The sequence below is a fragment of the Kitasatospora sp. NPDC034035 genome, assembly GCF_055575755.1.
In genome coordinates, this window is the sequence record NZ_JBVISA010000037.1 from 13,401 (window position 1) to 32,260 (window position 18,860).

The following is an 18,860-nucleotide window of genomic DNA, read 5'->3' on the forward strand; positions in this document are numbered from 1 at the left end:
ACCCGGGGGCCTCCCCGCGTTCCCCCGGCCCCGCGTTCCCCCGGCCCCGCGTTCCACCGGCCTCCGGCCCTCGCCCGGAGGCCGGTGTCCGGCTCAGATGCGGCCGAGCAGGGTCAGCGCGGTACCGACGGCCTCCCGCAGCAGCAGGTACGGGCCGTGCGCCAGCGGTCCGTCCGCGCCGAGCACCTCGGCGGTCGCGCCGGCCCGGCGGGCGGCAAGCGCGGAGCGGACGGCGTGGAAGCCGCTGGTGACCACCGTGCACCGGTAGCCGGGGCGCTCGGCGGCCATCAGGGCCGCGCTGAACCGGAGGTTCTCGGTGGTGTTCACGGCCCGCTCCTCGCGCCGGATCCGCTCGGCCGGGACGCCCCGGGCGATCAGGTAGCGGGCCATCGCGGCGGCCTCGGTGCACTGCTCGTGCGGGCCCTTGCCGCCGGTCACCAGGACCAGCGGGGCGTACCCGGCGGCCTCCTCGGCGGCGAATCGCTCCAGCGTGGCGTCCAGCCGGGCCGCCAGCGTGGGCCCGGGCTCACAGCCGTCCAGTGCCGCGCCCAGGACGACCAGGAAGTCGGAGCCGACCGGCACGGGCCGGCGGCGCCGGTGCAGCAGTGCGAAGCCGAGGAAACCGAGCAGCCAGAGCAGGACGTACCCGCAGAGCAGGACGGCGCCGATCAGCAGGACGTGCATATCCGTTCGAACGCGTACCGCGGAACCACCGTTCCGGCGCCCGGCCCGGGAACGGCGGAACCCCCGTTCCGGAGGTGGAACGGGGGTTCCCGGGAACGGGGGTTCCGGAGCGTGGGTTCCGGAGCGGCGCGGGTGCTCAGCCCGCCTCGGCCGCCGGAGTTGCCGAAGCGGCCGGAGGCGCCGTAGTCGAGGGAGCCGTCGAGGCGCCCGGCGCCCCCGGGGCCGCGCCCGCCCCCGGTCGCCGGTCGCGCTTGTGCAGTGAGGCCAGGTAGGCGTTGTACGCCTCCAGCTCGGCGTCGCCGGACCGGTCCTCGGCGCGGTCGCGGCGGCGGGCCTGCCGCTGCTCGGAGCCCATCCACTGGTAGACCAGGGCGATCAGCACGATCGCGGTCGGGATCTCGCCGAACGCCCAGGTGATGCCGCCCGCCAGCTTCTGGTCCTCCAGCAGCTTCGTCCCGGGCGGCGACCCCTCCGTGGTGAAGGTGGTGACCAGCGGGTGGCTGGCCATCATCACCGCCACGCCGAAGAAGGCGTGGAACGGCATCCCCATGAACAGCTCGATGATCCGCATCACGTGGCCGGGCCGGTGCGGGCCCGGGTCCACGCCCATGATCGGCCAGAAGAAGGCCAGACCGGCGAACAGGAAGTGCACCATCATGAAGATGTGCCCGAGGCGGTACTGCATCAGGAAGTCGAACAGCGGGGTGAAGTAGACCCCGTACAGGCTCGCGATGAACAGCGGGATGGTGAACGCCGGGTGCGAGATGATCCGGACGTACCGGCTGTGCAGCAGCGCCACCAGCAGCTCGCGCGGCCCGCGCGGGCGGCCCTTGCCGGCCGGGCGCAGCGCGCGCAACGCCAGGGTGATCGGGGCGCCCAGCAGCAGCAGGATCGGCGTCAGCATGGAGAGCACCATGTGCTGGATCATGTGCGCGCTGAACAGCACCATGCCGTAGTCGTTCAGCCCGCTGCAGGTGACCAGCAGCAGGGTGCCGACGCCGACCGCCCAGCCGACCATCCGGCTGATCGGCCAGCGGTCGCCGCGCCGGTACAGCCGGACCACGCCCGCCGCGTAGAGCCCCAGGGCGACCAGGCCGCCGAGCAGGAACACCCAGTCCGGGGACCAGGTCCAGACGTTGGAGAAGGTGAACGGTCCTAGCTGGGTCATCCCGCCGTGGTGGTGCATGCCTGACATTCCGTCGCCCATCGGCGGGTCCTGCTTTCCGTCCTCGTGGCCCCCGGTGCGGGTCCGGTTCGCCCCTTTTGCTTGGCCTACAGCCTAGGTGGGCCTTACCTCGGGCCGTGCCCCCACCCCCTCCGTACGGGGTGTCTGCCCACCGGACGGCCCGCTGGCTAGACTGACCGGCCGGTCGGCAGGGAGGCCCAGACATGGCGACGGAGCCACGTACGGCGACGGAAGCAGACACGGCGGCGACGGAACGGGGAGCCGCGGCGGGGACCACCGTCGCGCTGACCGGGGCGACCGGTTTCATCGGCTCCGGGGTCCTGGCGGCCCTCGCGGCGCGCGGCGTGCGGGTGCGCGCGCTGGCCCGCCGGGTGCCGGAGGCCCCCGCCCCCGGCACCACCTGGGTGCCGGGCGACCTCACCGACGGGGCGGCCCTGGCGGAGCTCTGCGAGGGCGCCGGAGTGCTGGTCCACCTGGCCTCCCGGGTCGACGGCTGCGCCGAGGAGTGCGAGGCGGCGAACGTCCGGGGCACGGCCGCGCTGATGGCGGCCGCCACCCGCGCCGGGGTGCGCCGGATCGTCCACCTCTCGACGGCCGCGGTGTACGGCGAGGGCCCGCACGCGGGCATCGCGGTGGACGAGGTGTCGCCCGCCCCGGTGTCCGAGGCCAGCCGTACCCGGCTGCTCGGCGAGCGCCACGCCCTGGACGCCGGCGCGTACGTGCTGCGCCCCGGGCTGGTGACCGGGGCGGGGGACCGCTGGGTGGTGCCGGCCCTGGCCGAGCTGGTCCGCCGGGTGCCGGTGCGCTGGGCGGGCGGCGCGGCCCGGCTCTCGGTGGTGGACCGCACCGACCTGGCCCGGCTGGTCACCGCGCTCGCCCTGGACGACCACGCCGTCCCGCCCGGTGTCCACCACGCCTCCCACCCCGACCCGGTCCGCTCCGGTGACCTGCTCGCGGCCCTGGCCGCCCTCGGCCTGCTGCCCGCCCTGGACGGCCCGGACGTGCCGGACGTCCCGTGGGACGAGTGCCGCCGACTGCTGGCCGCCGTGCCCGGTCGGGTCTCCGAGCGCCAGTTCGGCATGATCGTCCGCGACCACTGGTACCGCAGCGAGGACATCTGGCGCCTGGCCGCCTGCCCGCCCGGCCCCGGCCCGCTCGCCCGCCTCCCGCAGGCCGCCGCGTGGTACCGCGAGGCACTCGGCCAGGACGGCTAGGTCAGTCCCGTACGGCCGGGAGGAGGGTGTCCTCACTGCGCCGCCCGGCGGCGAAGTCGGCGACGTTGCGGGCGGTAGGCCTGGCGGCTGGTGACCAGGTTGTGCTGGGGATCGAGCAACGTCGTGGCCTACCGGTCGGAGGAATCGGCCGGGAACACACCAGCGGCAATCCCGGAAAGCCGTGCGGAGTCTGCATGCTGGCTTCTATGAGGATCGACCGACTGACATTCCGGTCCTGGGGCTCACGGGAACCGGCATGAGGCGACCGTCCGGGCCGGAGGATATGTCCAAGCGCAAGCGCCGCGTTCTCCTCCTGTGGGTACTCATGCGGTCGGTGCTGACCGCGGCCATCCTGGTGGCGGCGTACTTTCTGCTGCCGCTGGACGAGCCCTTCGGGGCGGCCACGGCGGTGGGTCTCATCGCCGGGCTGCTCATGGTGTCCGCGCTCGTCGCCTGGCAGACACGGTCGATCATCCGGTCCCCTTACCCTCGGCTCAAAGCCATCGAGGCGCTGGCCACGAGCGTCCCGCTGTTCATCCTCCTGTTCGCGACGACCTACTACCTCGCGGCGCGGAGCCAATCCGGGTCCTTCACGGACCCCCTGACGCGGATGGACTCCGTGTACTTCACCGTCACCGTGCTCTCCACCGTGGGCTTCGGCGACATCGTCCCCAAGAGCGAGGCGGCCAGAGCGCTGGTCGTCCTGCAGATGCTCGGGGACCTGGTCTTCGTCGGCATCGCCGCGCGCGTCATCCTGGGCGCCGTCAACGTGGGACTCAACCGGGGTAATCGGCCGGTCTTCCCCGACTTCGCCCCGCCTCCCGGCGGCGCGGACACCGACGACGGCACCGGCCGGCCACGGCCGTCGGGATGACGAGGGGTAAGCAGCCCGGGACCGCTTTGTGGGCGTCGTCGTCAACCGACCGCGGATGTGTCAGGGGGCGGGCGTCCCCGGGGGCCCGGGTTTGACGGTGGCACCGGTCGCCCGTCCCGCGAGTCTTTGGGTCCCTACGTAGGAGACCACCACCGCGACGATCACCAGTGGCATCACGGTGAGCCCCTGGGAGCCGAGCAGCAGGGTGGCCAGCAGGACGCAGGTCATCGGGAGTTTGAGCATGGCGACGCTCAGCGCGCCCACCCCGATGGCGAAGCCCGTGGTGGTGTCGAGGCCGGGAAGGTGGGACATGGCCAGGCCGCCCGCGCCGCCCACGAACAGGGACGGGAAGACCGGGCCGCCGCGGAAGGCGCTGAGCGACGCGATGTAGGCGAGCGACTTGAATACGACCAGCAGCAGCAGTGTGCCGACGGAGTAGCCGGCCTGGTCGGCCAGGAGGGGGCCGATGGTGCTCTCGCCCGAGAACAGCACTCCGGAGATCGGTTTGTCGGTGATGCTGGTGTAGAGCAGGGCGAGTACTCCGATGAGGACGCCGATCAGCGCGGTGATCGGCACCCTTCGCGGCTCGACGTGTGTTCTCAGGCGCAGGGCCAAGCGACGGATCACCTCGCCGAGGACCGGGGCGGCGAGGCCTGCGAGGACCGCCCAGCCGAACGCGGCGAGGGTGGGCCGGTCGGCGGGTGGTACGTGAGTCAGCGACAGGGAGTAGGTGCCCAGGCCGGTCCAGGAGTCCAGGCCGGTGAAGATCAGCGAGCCGATGCCGGCGGCGAGCAGGCCGGGCACCAGGACGACGCCGAGCATCGGCCCGGCCAGGCCGGAGGCCTCCATCAGCAGGAACGCGCCGAGGATGGGCGAGCCGAGGAGTTCGCTGATCGCCGCGAAGCTGCCCGCCGCGCCGATGACGGCGAGGGCGTTGGGAGGGGCGTCGCGTTTGAACAGTCGGATCGCGCCGACGGCCAGGCCGCCGCCGAGCGCGATCAGTGGGGCCTCCGGGCCGAGGACGACGCCGAGGCTGAGCGAGGCGATCGCGGCGAGGGCGACCCCGGGCACCGTGGCCACGGATGGGATGCCGCCGGTCTTGAGCCCGTCGGCCGGCTCGTGCCCGCCTCGCCCGGGAAGCTGCCGGATGGTGAGGGCGACCAGGACGCCGGAGACGGCGAGCACGGGCACGGCCCACCAGTTCGGCGTTCCGCTGAAGCCGAGGCCCTTGGGCAGGTCGTCGTAGACCAGGGACTGGAGTTCGGAGACGAGGGCGAGGAAGCCGTACGCAGCGGCCGAGATCGGCACGCCCAGCACGGCCGCCATCACCAGCAGCGCGACGTACTCGCGGCTGCGGACGACCGCGAAGGGGTCCTGCGGGGCAGCGGGCTCGGCGGGCATGGCGTACCGTCTCCTCGGCGTCCGGCCCGCCGGGAGAACCGGTCAGGCGACCCTGGGTCGAGAAGCTCCGACCGTCCTGCCGGTGTCGGCCCTCCGGGCGCGGCAGCGGTTTCTGCGGTCACGCGGCGCCGAGCCCCTGCCGGGTGACGGGACTCGCAGGGCCGCCCCACAGCCGGCGGGGAGGTGTTCCTCCGATCATCGCGGACGCCGGCGGCATCCGGCGCGGTGGAAACGCCACGCGGGTGAGCCGCGTCTGCAGCCGGTGGTAAGCAGTGGTTCTGTGGATCGGCTTCTTGGTGGCGCTCGGCTTCGCCATCCGCGAGTTCCTCGACACCGGCCCGGACGGTGACCGCGCACCGCATCCAACAGCCCCAGGTGCCTCCGCCGGCCACGCGTGACAACCCTCCCAAGATCGGGACAGCACCGCTGCCCGCCGCGTCGGCGTGGCAGCAGCCGGGATCACGCTGCCCGCCGAGTGCCTGCCCCGAACACACGGGACCCCGCCCACCCCGGTGCAGCGGGGTCAGTCCGCCGGCCGGCGCACGTGTCGGTGGCGCAGGTACCAGAGCGCACCGACTACACCGGACAGCGTGACCAGCGCGACCAGGAGCAGCGGGTACCGGCTGCCCGCGAGCTTGGCGTCGGTGGCGACCACGAGCATCACCGCACCGATCGGCAGCAGCAGCGAGAGCACTGTCCTGAGGCCGGAGCCCACGAGCGCGGGCCGGGCCCGGGTGGCGTGGTCCGACTCCGACGGCGCGGTGGTGGCGTCGCCGTGGTAGTACGCCCGGGCTCGCTTGCCGAGTTCCTGGGTCGCACGGTGGTAGGAGTAACCGAGGTAGGGCAACCAGATCAGCGGGGCTACCAGGCCGATGAGGAGGACCACCGCGAGCAGGATCCACTGCCCGACGCGGGCGGCGGTCGACGTCGGCCGTTGCTCGGGGGTAACCACGCCGAGCAGGTAGGCCATCCGTTTCACCACCCTCCACAGGGCTGCGATACGGCCGGGAGGGGTATCGGTTCGCGTCGCCGCGGCGGCCTCGAGCGCGGCCCGGGCCTGCTCCTCGTCCTGGTACACGCCCTGGATCACGAGCAGCTCGGCCGCCCGTGCGCCATCGGTGGGCTCCCGCCCCGCGACCGCCGCCAACTCCAGCATCATCCGGCTCTGCGTGAGCAGCGCGCTGCAGAACGCGAACGGGACGAGCGCCATGAACGGGCCGCCCACGAATGCGCCCTCGCTCTGGCTGACCCGCCGGCCCCGTGTGATCACCATGACGCACAGCTCGGCGTCACCGGCGTCGGGATGCTGGTCGCGCGCGCGGGCGACCGAGGCGCCGGCGCGCCGCCCGAGATGGTGGACGGCGAAATTGGCCAGCAGTTCGGGCAGGTGGCCAGGGTCCGCCAGGGCTGCCCGCAGCACTTGACGGGACAGTGCGGATTCCGGGCCATCGAGGGGAGGTTCCTCCACACGACCAGCCTCTCACCGCGGCGCGCAAACAGGGGTGGCGCCTTCGACGTGTTGGAGGTGACTCGAAGGCCTCGGTCGATCCCGCTGTCCCGCCACCACGGCGTTGCGCTATGGCCCGAGCAGATGCGCGTCTCAGCCGCCGGGGAAGCCGGAACTGAAACTCGGCGATCGTCGCCATCCCGTTCGAGGGCGCGGTGCGGCCGGTCAGCAGCGCGGCCCGGGTCAGCGAACGCAGCGCGGTGGTGTGGAAGTTCGAGCACTTCACCCCCAGGTTCGCGATCCGCGCTTCACTCCGACCCGATCCCTTGCGTGATCGTGGTCGTCCCCCACCCCGGGCGGCGGCCGGCTGACCGGTTCCTCCGCCGTCCGGGATCACCGCCACGGCAAACGGTTTGAAGAACGACATGCACCGCGGTCGCGGCGTGCTACATGCCGCCCTGGTTCTCGATTCCCGCGTCGGCCACCGCGATGGCGACCCCGAGCGCCTCGGTGATGTGGGTCGCGGCCGACATCACCCGGGCGGTGCCGACGATCGGCGCGATCGCGACCAGCACGTCCTGCAGCTGACTGGCGGTCATGTGCTCCTTCATCGCCGGTTCGAGGTGCGCGAGGTAGGAGAGCGCAGGTGCGTCCATCGCCGCCAGCGCCGCGATGCGGGTGAGGATCAGCATGTCGGGGGCCAGTCCGCACCGCTCGATCGAATCGGCGGTCATGGCCATGAGGGTGTCGAGAACGGGCGTCTCAGAGGTGGTGGGCATGTCTGCCATCTCCACGTGTCGCTGGGCTTCAGTCTGCGCTGCCTGCCCAGACCGGGGCGTCCGAAGGCCGCCCGGTCCGACCGTAGGCAACCTCCGGACCGCCCGCACGGACAGTGGGCCGACCGAGTGGATCACCCGGTGCAGTGACTCGATCGGGTGACCCACCATCTCCGGCCCCGCGGAAGGCCAGGAGGATGTGCAGGTTCCGACTCGTGGACCCGGTGATCGTTCTCTCGGCCCGACGAAGGGCTGGGGCAGTGCGCGAGTAGCCGCCGTGTCGCGATCGTGGCAACTTGGTACTGGAGGCCGGATCTCTGACCAGGTCGCACGGAAACGGCGACGGTTTCTCTCCCAAGGAGCCGAACATGGCCAGCAACGTCAGCCGAGCGTCGGAAGGTAATCAAGTCAGCCGGAAGCCCTTCGCGGGCGGCTGGACCCTCTTCGCAGCCTGCATGATGATCTTCGGCGGAACGATGGCGATCCTCGAGGGAATCGGCGCCATCGTCAACGACGAGCGCTATGTGATCACCGGCAACTACGTCTACAAGTTCGACGTCACCGGCTGGGGCTGGCTGCACCTCATCCTCGGCCTCGTGATCGTGGTGGCGGGCTTCCTGCTCTTCACCGGCGCGATGTGGGCACGGATACTCGGCGTGACCGCGGCAGGATTGAACATGATCGCCAACTTCCTGTGGCTGCCCTACTACCCGTTCTGGGCCTTGGTCATGATCGCCATCGACATCTTCGTCATCTGGGCGCTGACAGCCGGAACCCACCGACAGGAGACCCGAGCCTAGGAACGCAGATCCCAGCCGGGCCGGGCCCTCCCGATCCCGGGACGCTTGCCGCGGTTCTGCGCAGCGCGACCCTGAACCCCTGAGATCCGCGGATCGGCGGAGCGCGCAGACCCACCAAAAGCCGGTGCTGGGCCCGAGGGTTTCCCTTGGACGTCCCCGGCACCGGCTTCGGACGCTTTCCGCGGCCTGCTCCCGACGGTGATCGAGCTGCTGGAGCCGGCCGGCAGAAGTGGCCGATGACGTCGCGGTGTGCTGCGCGTCGCCCTGATCGCCCCCGTTCGGGTGGTTCAGGGTTGGGCGGGCGCGGGGCGTGGGACAGGCCGGTAGTGACGAGATCCAGCGCGGGCCGTCGGGCCCGCCGGTCGACCACACCTGCCGCCACGTCCATGACTTCAGTTCATCCCGGCCTCGGGGGCGCGTCCATGACCAGCAGCGTTTCCGTGGGACCCGAGGACGCGGGCAACTGGGTGACGGCACCCGCCGGCCGTCTGCCCGGCGACATTGCCGCTCGGATCCGGGCGGCCCGGGAGGCGGGGGTCGAGGAGCGCCACCTCGCAGCGATCCTCGCCGAGGCCTTCCCCCTGTTCGGCACCGGAGGCAGGGGCCCTGCCCCGCGGGCCGACGCGTGACCACCACCGCCAACCGGAGCGGCTACACGGCAGCAGGGGCACGTGCAGGCTCACCAGGTCGGCGCGGGTGAGGAGTTCGGGCAGCTCGGTGTAGGTCATGCCGAGTTCCAGGCAGGCCGGCTGCGGCCACGCTGGAGGGCGGGGCGCGGGCACGCCCGCCGGGTGCGCGAAGGCCCCCGGACCGTACGCGGCGGCGGGGTCCGGGGGCCTTCGGCGGGCGGGCGAGCGGTCAGAGGACCGTCTCGGCCTCGAGGTAGCGATCCTGCGGGACGGTCTTCAGCTCGGCGACGGCCTCCGCGAGCGGCACCAGGTTGATGTTGGTGCCCTGCAGCGCCGTGATGTGCCCGAAGGCGCCCTTGTGGACGGCTTCGACGGCGTGCCAGCCGAAGCGGGTGGCGAGCACCCGGTCGTAGGCGGTCGGGGTGCCGCCGCGCTGGGTGTGGCCGAGGATGACCGGCCGGGCCTCCTTGCCGAGGCGGTGCTCCAGCTCGCGGGAGAGCTGGGTGGCGATGCCGGTGAAGCGCTCGTGGCCGTAGATGTCCTTGCTGCCCTCCTCCCAGTGCATGGTGCCGGGCTCGGGCTTGGCGCCCTCGGCGCAGACCACGATGGCGAACTTCTTCTGGCGGTCGAAGCGCTCGCGGACGACGGCGGTGAGCTTGTCGATGTGGAACGGGCGTTCCGGGACGACGATGGCGTGCGCGCCGGCCGCCATGCCGGCGTTGAGCGCGATCCAGCCGGTGTGCCGGCCCATGACCTCGACGACCATGACCCGCTGGTGGGACTCGGCGGTGGTCTTCAGCCGGTCCAGGGCCTCGGTGGCGACCGAGACGGCGGTGTCGAAGCCGAAGGTCACGTCGGTGGCGGCGATGTCGTTGTCGATGGTCTTCGGCACGCCGACGATCGGCAGGCCCGCGTCGCTCATCAGCTTGGCGGCCTTCAGGGTGCCCTCGCCGCCGATCGGGATGACCGCGTCCAGGCCGAGGTCCGAGCAGTACTTCTTGGCGCGCTCGACGCCGTCCCGCAGGTGGCTCGGCTGGACCCGGGAGGACCCGAGGATGGTGCCGCCCTGGGCGAGGATGCCGCTCACCGAGTCCAGGGTCAGGGGGCGGTGGTGGCCCTCGAGGAATCCGCGCCACCCGTCCTCGAACCCGATGATCTCGTCGCCGTGGTCGACCACCCCCCGGTGGACCACGGAACGGATCACCGCGTTCAGTCCGGGGCAGTCACCGCCGCTGGTCAGCACTCCGATACGCATTAGCTTTGCAACTCCCGAGCAGAACCGAGGTACGGCCGGACTACAGGCTGGGACGACGAGCCGTCACCGTGACGGGGCGCTCCCGCACCGGGGTGGCGGGGGAGTGGCCGTGGGGTGAAGGACCGGTCGATCCGGACAGAACGTCCGAAACCGACCGTGAAGTCGAGCATACGGCCCCTGGTCCGGCCGGGCAGGAGCCGACGTGGGAGCGGCGCCGTCGGCGCCCCCACGTGGATGTGCAGCCTGCTGCCGAGGAGGGTGTGCAGTAGGCAGCCCCATTGTCGTACGTCCGGGGCCGCCCGCGGGCCGGGTGACCGCATCGCGGGCACCCGGCCGGGGCGTACCGGCGTACTACGCGGGGCGCGTCGCGGCGGCGATGCGCTCGGCGCGCAACGCGTCGTACCAGGTGGTGTCGGCCGGCGGCAGGGCGTTGACGTCCAGCGCCAGCTTGATCAGCATGTCGGCCACGGCGGGGTTGCGCGCCAGCACGGGGCCGTGCAGGTAGGTGCCGAAGACGGTGTCCCGCCAGGCGCCCTCGGTGCCGTCACCGGTGCCGTTGCCCCGGCCGACGGTGACGTTGGCGAACGGCTGGACGCCCTGTCCGAGGTGGGTGACGCCCTGGTGGTTCTCGAAGCCGGTCAGCTGCGGCAGGCCGAGCCGGGGGTCGACGTCGGCGAGCACGTCGCCGACGCAGCGGGCGCCCTCGCCGCGCGCGGTCCAGACGTCGAGCAGGCCCAGGCCGGGCTCGCGCTCGCCGAGGTCGTTGATGAACTCGTGGCCCATGATCTGGAAGCCGGCGCAGACGCCGAAGATGATCGCGCCGTTCTCGGCGGCCCGCACCAGGCCGCTGTCGGCGCGCAGCCGCTCGGCGGCCAGCCGCTGCGGGCGGTCCTCGCCGCCGCCGATCAGGTAGATGTCCCCGCTGGTGGGGATCGCCTGGTCGGAGCGGACGTCGATCCGGGTCACGTTGAGATGGCGCTGGCGGGCCCGGCGCTCCACGACCAGGGCGTTGCCGCGGTCGCCGTAGGTGCTGAGCAGGTCCGGGTAGACCCAGACCACGCGCAGGCTGCTCTCACTCATCCTCGAAGGCCTTCCGTCACGAAAAGACTGGTGTGCGGGCGCGGCATCAGCCGGCCACGACCTTCCGCAGCTGCTGGAAGGCGGTGTAGTTGGCGATGGCCTCGATCCGGCCGGGCGGCGCCATCCGGACGGCCTGCTCCAGGGTGTCCACCACGTGGAACTGCAGCCCGGCGACCTCCAGTCGGACGGCCAGGTCCAGCTTGCGCTGGCCCATCACGAAGACCGGGTGCCCGGCGAGACGCTCGTAGTCGACGTCCCACAGCCAGGAGGTGTCGGTGCCGTCGGCGTCGAGGGCGTTGACGGAGAGGATCACCGGGGCGGGCGGGCCGTCGATCAGCGAGAAGGTCTCCAGCCAGCCGGCCGGGTTCTTGGCCAGCAGCAGGCGGATGTCCCGGCCCTGGTACTGGACGACGTCGTAGCGGCCGGCCACGGCGGTCACCGAGCGCATCCGCTCCAGGGCGACCTGCGGGGAGACGCCGAACACGGCGGCGACGGCGGCCGAGCTGGTGGCGTTGGCCAGGTTGGCCCGGCCGGGCAGCTGCAGCTGGATCGGCCAGGCGCCGCGCTGCGGGTCGATCACGTGGGTGCCCTGGAGCGCCCAGTGCGGGTTGGGGCGACGGAAGCCGCACTCCTGGCAGAACCAGTCGTCGCCGGGGCGCTGCATCACACCGCCGCAGGCGGGGCAGGACCAGGCGTCCTCCTTCCACGCCTGCCCGGCGGCCACCCAGACCACCTTCTTGCAGGAGGAGGCGGCCCAGGTCACCAGCGGGTCGTCGGCGTTGGCGATGACCACGGCCTCGGTGTCCTGCAGGCCCTCGCGCCACTTCTCGGCCATCATCCGGGTCTCGGCGGCGCGGTCGAGTTGGTCGCGGGAGAGGTTGAGCAGGGCGATCGCCTTGGGGCTGGTGTCGCGGGCGACCATCGCCAGGTACTTCTCGTCGACCTCGATCACGCCGAAGCGGGCGTCGCTGCCGCCCGCCAGGGCGGAGGTGATGCCGGCCGGCATGTTCGCGCCGAGGGCGTTGGAGACCACCGGGCCGGCGGCGCGCAGCGCCTCGGCGATCAGGCGGGTGGTAGTGGTCTTGCCGTTGGTCGCGCTGACCAGGACGACATCGAGGTGGTCGGCGAGGGTGGCGAGCAGGTCGGGGTCGAGCTTGAGGGCGACCTTGCCGCCGATCACCGAGCCGCTCCCGCGTCCGGCCTTGCGCGACACGGCGGCGGCGACCTTGCCGGCCGTGACCGCGATCTTGGCGCGGGCCGGCAGCGAGGCGTCGCGTGCGCCTGTGGGCTCCGATTCGGTGCCTGCCATGCTCAGTGGTTCCTCCTTGCTGCGGCACCGCCCGGGACCGGATAACGGGCCGTCGGGCGGCGGGGACGGGAGTCAGCCTACCGACTCCGTCGTCCGGCCGGACGATCCGGACCCCGCGCCGCCTGCTGTGACGGGCCGGCGCAGGGTACTGACGCTCCGTCAAGGAGGGCGGTGTACGGAGGGACTCCTCATCCCTTGGGGACGCTCCACCGGCTCCGCCGGGTTCCCGGGGTGCCCCGGTAAGGATCTGGTGAAGAAATGATCAGCGGCTCGGGTGGTGGGTGCGGGCGGCCGGATCCTCGGCGCCCAGGGTGGCCGTGATCACCAGGGTGCCGTCCTCGGCACGGAAGTCCAGCGGCGCGGCCAGCCGGCGCATCGCGGCGATCAGGCCGCTGTTGGCGGCGTGGGTCACCGCGTACACCGTCCCGATCCCGGTCGCCCGGGCCGTCGCCGACAGCCGCCGCAGCAGGGCCTGGCCCAGCCCCTGGCGCTGCCAGGCGTCCTCGACCAGGACGGCCAGCTCCGCCTCGCCGTCGTCCCACATCAGGTGCCCGAGGGCGAGGATCCGCCCGTCCGGGGCGGCCACGGCGAGGCTGCGGCCGTGCCGGGCGTCCAGCAGGTGGTCGAGGTAGCGGTCGGCGTCGCGGACCGGTCCGTGGTAGCGCAGCCGCAGCGCGGCGGGGGAGCAGCGGCCGTGCATCGCCAGGGCCGCCGCCTTGTCGGCCGGGCCGGCGGGGCGCAGCAGCAGCACGGTCCCGTCCGGCAGGGACAGCCGGGACGGGGCGTCCGGCACCCGGTCGGCCGGGCCGCGCTGCGGGTGCGGCTGCGGGTTGGGGTGGTGCGGGTGTGGGTTGGGGTGCGGGTGCGGCCGGGCGACCCGGGACGGGCCGTCGGCGAGCGCGGGCAGCCGGGCGGCCAGGCTCTCGGACGCCGCGCACCTGGGGTCGGACCTGCGGAAGGGCCGGTGCCAGAGCCGTTCGGGGCGAGTGCGTGATGCCGTCATGCGGCCGACGCTACCTACGGTTCGCTTCCGGTCGGTTACGTGATCGTGAACGGGCGAATGCCCGCCCGGGACACGCCCGGGACACGGCCGGGACCGGCCGGGCCGGAACCGGGACCGGGTGGCCCGGGAGCCGGGACGGAGCCGGAACAGGTCCAGACCGCTGCCTCAGGCAGGTGGGACAGCGGGCGGCCGACGGTGGATTCCATGACCGGCGCTCCTGGTGAGCAGGACGCCGGGACCCCTTTCCGCCAGGCACCCCGCCGGGCACCCAGCCAAGCACCGAAGGCAGCTCTCATGCGCATCACCCCGTCCGTCGCCGTCTCCGCCGCCACCCCCGCCCTCCCGCACGCCCGCCGCGCCCCGGTCGGCACCTCGCTCACCGCCCTGCTCGACCGGCAGGTGCGCACCCGGCCGGATTCCACGGCCGTCGTCGGCGAGAGCGAGGCCGGCGGCCTCACCTTCCTGGAGCTGTCCGAGTCCGCCCGCCGGCTGGCCGCCGAGCTGCGCCGCCTGGGCGCCGGCGCCGACACCTGCGTCGGCCTGTACGTCGAGCCGTCGGTGGAGCTGGTCGCCGGGGTCTGGGGCGTCCTGCACGCCGGGGCCGGCTACCTGCCGCTGTCGCCCGAGTACCCCGAGGACCGGCTCCGCTACATGATCGAGGACAGCGGCACCCGGATCGTGCTCACCCAGGAACACCTGCGCGAGCAGTTGGCCGCGCTGGCCCCGGCCGGGACGGCGATCGTCACCTTCGAGGACGCCCCGGCGAACCGCGCCGCGGCGGAGGGGAGCGGCGCCGAGGGGAGCGGCGCCGAGAAGGCCGGCGCCGAGGAGGTCCGGCCGGAGTCGCTGGCCTACGTGATCTACACCTCCGGCTCCACCGGCCGCCCCAAGGGCGTGATGATCGAGCACCGCGCGGTGGTCTCGCAGCTGCGCTGGATGCTCGACGCCGGGCACCTCGACCCCGGGGTCACCGTGCTGCAGAAGACCCCGATGAGCTTCGACGCCGCCCAGTGGGAGATCCTCGCCCCGGCCGTCGGCGCCCGCGTGGTGGCCGGTACGCCCGGCCTCTACCGCGACCCGGAGGCGCTGGTCGCCGCCGTCCGGCGGCACGGCGTGACCGCGCTGCAGTGCGTGCCCACCCTGTTCCAGGCACTGCTGGACACCGAGGGCTTCACCGACTGCGCCGGCCTGGCCCGGCTGTTCTCCGGCGGCGAGGCGCTGTCCCGGCGGCTCGCCCGCAATCTGGGCCACGCCCTGCCGGGGGCGAAGCTGGTCAACCTGTACGGCCCGACCGAGTGCACCATCAACGCCACCGCGCACGTGGTCGACCCGGCCGAGCTGGGCGACGGCGCCGGCTCGGTGCCGATCGGCCGCCCGGTCGACAACACCCGGTGCTACATCCTGGACGAGCAGCTGGTGCCGGTCGACGCCGACGGCGTCGGCGAGCTGTACATCGGCGGCGTGCAGCTGGCCCGCGGCTACCTGCACCGGCCGGAGCTGACCGAGGAGCGGTTCGTCCCGTCCCCGTTCACGCCCGGCGAGCGGCTGTACCGCACCGGCGACCTCGCGCAGTGGAACGCGGACGGCACCCTCCAGTTCGCCGGCCGGGTCGACAACCAGGTCAAGCTGCGCGGCTACCGGGTCGAGCTGGACGAGATCGCCCGCGCGATCGAGGAACACACCTGGGTGCGCCGCTCGGCCGCGATCGTCGCCGGCGACGAGCGCACCGGCCACCGGAACCTGGTCGCCTGCGTCGAGCTCAACCCGCGCGAGGCCGCCCTGATGGACCAGGGCAACCACGGCGGCCACCACCAGTCCAAGGCCAGCAAGCTGCAGGTCAAGGCACAGCTGTCCGACCCCGGCGTGCGCGACCCGGCCCGGCTGGCCGGCCGCGAGCGGGTCGAGCTGCCCGGGCGGCGCGAGAGCGAGGCCCAGCGCCGGGAGACCTTCGCCCGCAAGACCTACCGCTTCTACGACGGCGGCCCGGTCACCCGCGAGGACCTCGCCGCGCTGCTCGCCCCGCGTCCGGCCGGCGCCTTCGGCCGGGACCTGGAGCTGCTGAGCTTCCCCGAACTCGGCCGCATCCTGCGCTGGTTCGGCCAGTTCCACAGCGAGGAGCGGCTGCTGCCGAAGTACGCGTACGCCTCGCCGGGCGCGCTGTACGCGACCCAGCTGTACCTGGAGACCGGCGGTCTGGACGGGCTCGCGGCCGGGCTGTACTACTACCACCCGGTCGAGCACAGCCTGATCCGGACCGGGCCCGCCGAGACCCGCGAGGAGGCCTACCTGACGCTGCACTTCTCCGGCAAACACGGCGCCATCGAGCCGGTGTACAAGAACAACATCCGCGAGGTGCTGGAGTTCGAGACCGGCCACATGCTGGGCGTCCTCGAGGAGGTGCTGCCCGAGTACGGGCTGGACGTGCGCCCGCTCGGCCTCGACCCGGCGGTCAAGGAGCGGCTGGACGTCGCCGAGGAGGACCACTACCTGGGCGGCTTCACGGTCGCCCGGGGCGGCGGAGCGGCCCGCGCCGAGTGCACCGAGCTGTACCTCCAGGTCCACGAGGACCGGGTGGAAGGCCTGCCGGCCGGCCTCTACCGGTACACCGACGGCGACCTGGAGCGGGTCTCGGACGCGGTGGTGGAGTCCCGGCACGTGATCGCGATCAACCAGTCCGTCTACGCCCGGGCCGCGTTCGGCATCACCGCCGTCAGCCGCGCCGAGCAGGAGTGGCTGGAGTACATCGCGCTCGGCACCAAGCTGCACCACCTGCAGCGCAACGGCCGGGGCCTGGGCTTCATGTCCTCCGGCTACAGCTCCAAGTCCGGCCACCCGCTGCCCGCTTCGCGCCGCATCGACGAGATCCTCGCCGGCCGCGGCATCGCCCCCGGCCCGTCGTACTTCTTCCTCGGCGGCAAGGTGAGCGAGGAGCAGATCCGCAGCGAGGGCATGCACGAGGACACCGTCCACATGAAGGGCCCGGCCGAGATCATCAAGGACGAACTGGCCAACCTGCTGCCCGACTACATGCTCCCCAACCGGGTGCTGGTCGTGGACGCCCTGCCGCTCACCGCGAACGGCAAGGTCGACCTCAAGGCCCTCGCCGCCTCCGACGCCGTCCGCACGGCCGACGCCCGCAGCGAGTACGTCGCCCCGGGCACCGGGCACGAGCGGTGGCTGGCCGAGGCCTGGGGGCAGGCGCTGAAGTACGAGGACGTCTCGGTGGCGGACGAGTTCTTCGCCGTCGGCGGCAACTCGCTGACAGCCGTGGCCCTGGTCCACCGGATCAACCGCGAGTTCGGCATCACGCTGCCGCTGCAGGTGCTGTTCGAGTGCCCCAGGCTGGTCGACCTGGCCGCCCGCATCGAGCGCGCCTGCGGCGAGGGCGAGGGCGGGGGCGGGGCCGGGGGCGGGGCCGGGGCCGGGGCCGGGGCCTCCAGCTCCCGGCTGATCCCGCTGCACCCCGGCGAGTGCGGCCGGCCGGTGTTCTGCTGGCCCGGGCTGGGCGGCTACCCGATGAACCTGCGCCTGCTCGGCCGGGAGGCGAGCGACGGCCGCGCCTTCTACGGCATCCAGGCGCACGGCATCAACGAGGGCGAGACGCCGTACCCGACCATCCGGGAGATGGCCGCCGCCGACGTCGCCGAACTGCGCCGGGTGCAGCCCGAGGGCCCGTACACGCTGTGGGGCTTCTCCTTCGGCGCCCGGGTCGCCTTCGAGGCGGCCTGGCAGCTGGAACAGGCCGGCCAGCGGGTGGAGAACCTGCTGCTGATCTGCCCCGGCAACCCGGAGGTGCGCCGGGACGACGGCCACCAGTGGGGCCGCGAGGCCTCGTACGCCAACCCCGCGTACGTGACCATCCTGTTCGGGGTGTTCACCGGCCGGATCAGCGGCCCCGAACTGGAGCGCTGCCTGACCGCGACGGCGGACGAGGACGGCTTCGTCGCCTCCGTGCACCGGATGCTGCCGGAGCTGGACGAGGAGCTGATCCGCCGGATCACCGGAATCGTCGGTGAGACCTACGAGTTCGAGTACAGCTTCCGCGAGCTGGCCGAGCGGCGGCTGGACGCCCCGGTGACCATCTTCAAGGCCGCCGGCGACGACTACTCCTTCATCGAGGGCAGCAGCGGCTACTCCGCCGCCCCGCCCGCCGTGGTCGACCTGGCCGGCGACCACTACGGGGTGCTGAAGGAGCACGGCGTGGCCGAACTCGTCGCCGCGATCCGGGCGCTGGAGCGGACCACGGACCGGGAGACCGCCCCGGAGCACTGACGCGGACACGCTCACGGATGGCCCAGAATCCGTGAGCGGGGGAACCCCTTCGGATAGGGATGGCTCGGCTTACCGCCGATCCCGTCCCGATCCGAAGGGGTTCCCTGTGTTCCAGAAGTCCGTACGGGCCGTCGCGTGTTGCGCGCTGCTCCTCGTAGCCCCGCTCGCCCTCGCCCAGCCCGCCGCCGCCATCGCCTCCTCGACGGTCACCTCGAACTCCGAGAACAACGGCCCCAAGACCCCGGAGGAGGCCGCCGCCTGCAAGTCCGTCACCAGCGCCCTGCTCGGCGGCTTCGGCTCCATGCTCGGCAACGCCGTGTGCGTGGTGAAGCCCGCCGTCAAGGGCTGATCAGCGCACGACCCGTCAGCGCACGGACTCTGCCCGCAGGGGCGTCCGTGCGCTGACGTAGTATCCGGCGCCATGACGATCGAGGACGCGAGCACTGCCGACACGGTCGAGGTGAAGGCCGAGGACTGACGGCCGCGCCGGGTGCCGGTCAGGCGATCCGGGTCGGGGGGCCTTCCACGGTGTGGCCGGTGGTGGTGAGGAGGGCCGCGAGGTCGGCCGGGGTGACGGACCGGGGGGTGCGGAGGAAGAGCTCCTCGGGGTGGAGCGAGAGCAGGGTGATCCGGTGGTCGTTGAGCGTGGTGGGGGTGTGGGCGAGCGCCGTGGTGCGCACCCGCCACAGCGTGGTCGGTGGCGGGGCGTGCGGAGACCACCAGCTGTGAAGCACCGCGGTGGCGAGCAGGGCGAGCGCGGAGGTGCCCAGGACGACCGGGCCGTCCGGGCCGTGGACGACGACCTTGGCGATGAGGTCGGCGGCGGTGACGGAGAGGAAGACCGCGGCGAGCTCGACGGTGTCGCGGCGCCAGCGGCGGTCGCGTCGGGCACCGGGGACGCGGCGGAGGGAAGGCTTCGAGTGCTCCATG

The 18,860-nt window shown here is 72.9% G+C and carries 16 protein-coding genes and 1 pseudogene; 6 read left to right on the forward strand and 11 right to left on the reverse strand.

Going from position 1 to position 18,860, the window contains the following annotated elements:
• Positions 1–93 precede the first annotated feature (93 nt).
• Complete coding sequence (locus ACZ52J_RS35665; RefSeq protein WP_360502270.1) at positions 94–684, reverse strand: YdcF family protein; 591 nt, start codon at positions 682–684, stop codon at positions 94–96.
• 136 nt (positions 685–820) lie between these two features.
• The gene (locus tag ACZ52J_RS35670; RefSeq protein WP_465624830.1) at positions 821–1,870 is read right to left on the reverse strand and encodes a cytochrome c oxidase assembly protein; all 1,050 of its coding nucleotides are present in this window, start codon (positions 1,868–1,870) and stop codon (positions 821–823) included.
• 203 nt (positions 1,871–2,073) lie between these two features.
• Between ACZ52J_RS35670 and ACZ52J_RS35675 the strand changes: the two genes are divergently transcribed.
• Together ACZ52J_RS35675 and ACZ52J_RS35680 are read left to right on the forward strand one after the other, a co-directional pair.
• Entirely contained in the window at positions 2,074–3,084 is a 1,011-nt protein-coding gene (locus ACZ52J_RS35675; protein ID WP_465624755.1) for an NAD-dependent epimerase/dehydratase family protein, read from the forward strand.
• A gap of 283 nt (positions 3,085–3,367) precedes the next feature.
• Positions 3,368–3,958, forward strand: coding sequence for a potassium channel family protein (locus ACZ52J_RS35680; protein ID WP_360502264.1), 591 nt, complete (start codon positions 3,368–3,370; stop codon positions 3,956–3,958).
• A 60-nt stretch (positions 3,959–4,018) separates the two neighbouring features.
• Here ACZ52J_RS35680 and ACZ52J_RS35685 read toward each other — a convergent pair whose 3' ends face one another.
• The 3 genes from ACZ52J_RS35685 to ACZ52J_RS35695 all read right to left on the reverse strand — a co-directional run bounded on the left by ACZ52J_RS35685 (position 4,019) and on the right by ACZ52J_RS35695 (position 7,585).
• Complete coding sequence (locus ACZ52J_RS35685) at positions 4,019–5,359, reverse strand: chloride channel protein (RefSeq protein ID WP_465624758.1); 1,341 nt, start codon at positions 5,357–5,359, stop codon at positions 4,019–4,021.
• Between the two features lie 523 nt (positions 5,360–5,882).
• Positions 5,883–6,779, reverse strand: coding sequence for a hypothetical protein (locus ACZ52J_RS35690; RefSeq protein ID WP_465624760.1), 897 nt, complete (start codon positions 6,777–6,779; stop codon positions 5,883–5,885).
• 473 nt (positions 6,780–7,252) lie between these two features.
• On the reverse strand, positions 7,253–7,585 hold the full coding sequence (locus ACZ52J_RS35695) for a carboxymuconolactone decarboxylase family protein (RefSeq protein ID WP_360502256.1): 333 nt from the start codon (positions 7,583–7,585) through the stop codon (positions 7,253–7,255).
• 365 nt (positions 7,586–7,950) lie between these two features.
• Between ACZ52J_RS35695 and ACZ52J_RS35700 the strand changes: the two genes are divergently transcribed.
• Both ACZ52J_RS35700 and ACZ52J_RS35705 read left to right on the forward strand, forming a co-directional pair.
• The gene (locus ACZ52J_RS35700; RefSeq protein ID WP_360502254.1) at positions 7,951–8,382 is read left to right on the forward strand and encodes a DUF7144 family membrane protein; all 432 of its coding nucleotides are present in this window, start codon (positions 7,951–7,953) and stop codon (positions 8,380–8,382) included.
• A gap of 422 nt (positions 8,383–8,804) precedes the next feature.
• Positions 8,805–9,011, forward strand: coding sequence for a hypothetical protein (locus tag ACZ52J_RS35705; protein WP_465624835.1), 207 nt, complete (start codon positions 8,805–8,807; stop codon positions 9,009–9,011).
• 18 nt (positions 9,012–9,029) lie between these two features.
• Here the strand turns inward: ACZ52J_RS35705 and ACZ52J_RS35710 are convergent.
• The 5 genes and pseudogenes from ACZ52J_RS35710 to ACZ52J_RS35730 form a co-directional block, all read right to left on the reverse strand.
• Positions 9,030–9,131, reverse strand: a pseudogene (locus tag ACZ52J_RS35710) (2-hydroxyacid dehydrogenase); the annotation flags it as partial.
• Positions 9,132–9,240: 109 nt separating this feature from the next.
• Entirely contained in the window at positions 9,241–10,266 is a 1,026-nt protein-coding gene (locus ACZ52J_RS35715) for a 6-phosphofructokinase (protein ID WP_360502250.1), read from the reverse strand.
• A gap of 351 nt (positions 10,267–10,617) precedes the next feature.
• Positions 10,618–11,346: a type 1 glutamine amidotransferase gene (locus ACZ52J_RS35720; RefSeq protein WP_360502247.1), complete on the reverse strand. Its 729-nt coding sequence runs from the start codon at positions 11,344–11,346 to the stop codon at positions 10,618–10,620.
• A gap of 46 nt (positions 11,347–11,392) precedes the next feature.
• The gene (locus ACZ52J_RS35725) at positions 11,393–12,655 is read right to left on the reverse strand and encodes a MurT ligase domain-containing protein (RefSeq protein ID WP_360502244.1); all 1,263 of its coding nucleotides are present in this window, start codon (positions 12,653–12,655) and stop codon (positions 11,393–11,395) included.
• Between the two features lie 262 nt (positions 12,656–12,917).
• On the reverse strand, positions 12,918–13,658 hold the full coding sequence (locus ACZ52J_RS35730; protein ID WP_465624764.1) for a GNAT family N-acetyltransferase: 741 nt from the start codon (positions 13,656–13,658) through the stop codon (positions 12,918–12,920).
• Positions 13,659–13,952: 294 nt separating this feature from the next.
• Between ACZ52J_RS35730 and ACZ52J_RS35735 the strand changes: the two genes are divergently transcribed.
• Both ACZ52J_RS35735 and ACZ52J_RS35740 read left to right on the forward strand, forming a co-directional pair.
• Positions 13,953–17,930: a non-ribosomal peptide synthetase family protein gene (locus ACZ52J_RS35735; RefSeq protein ID WP_465624766.1), complete on the forward strand. Its 3,978-nt coding sequence runs from the start codon at positions 13,953–13,955 to the stop codon at positions 17,928–17,930.
• A gap of 106 nt (positions 17,931–18,036) precedes the next feature.
• Positions 18,037–18,279: a hypothetical protein gene (locus ACZ52J_RS35740; protein ID WP_360502236.1), complete on the forward strand. Its 243-nt coding sequence runs from the start codon at positions 18,037–18,039 to the stop codon at positions 18,277–18,279.
• A 148-nt stretch (positions 18,280–18,427) separates the two neighbouring features.
• Here the strand turns inward: ACZ52J_RS35740 and ACZ52J_RS35745 are convergent, their stop codons facing one another.
• Complete coding sequence (locus ACZ52J_RS35745; RefSeq protein ID WP_360502233.1) at positions 18,428–18,859, reverse strand: hypothetical protein; 432 nt, start codon at positions 18,857–18,859, stop codon at positions 18,428–18,430.
• Position 18,860 lies beyond the last annotated feature (1 nt).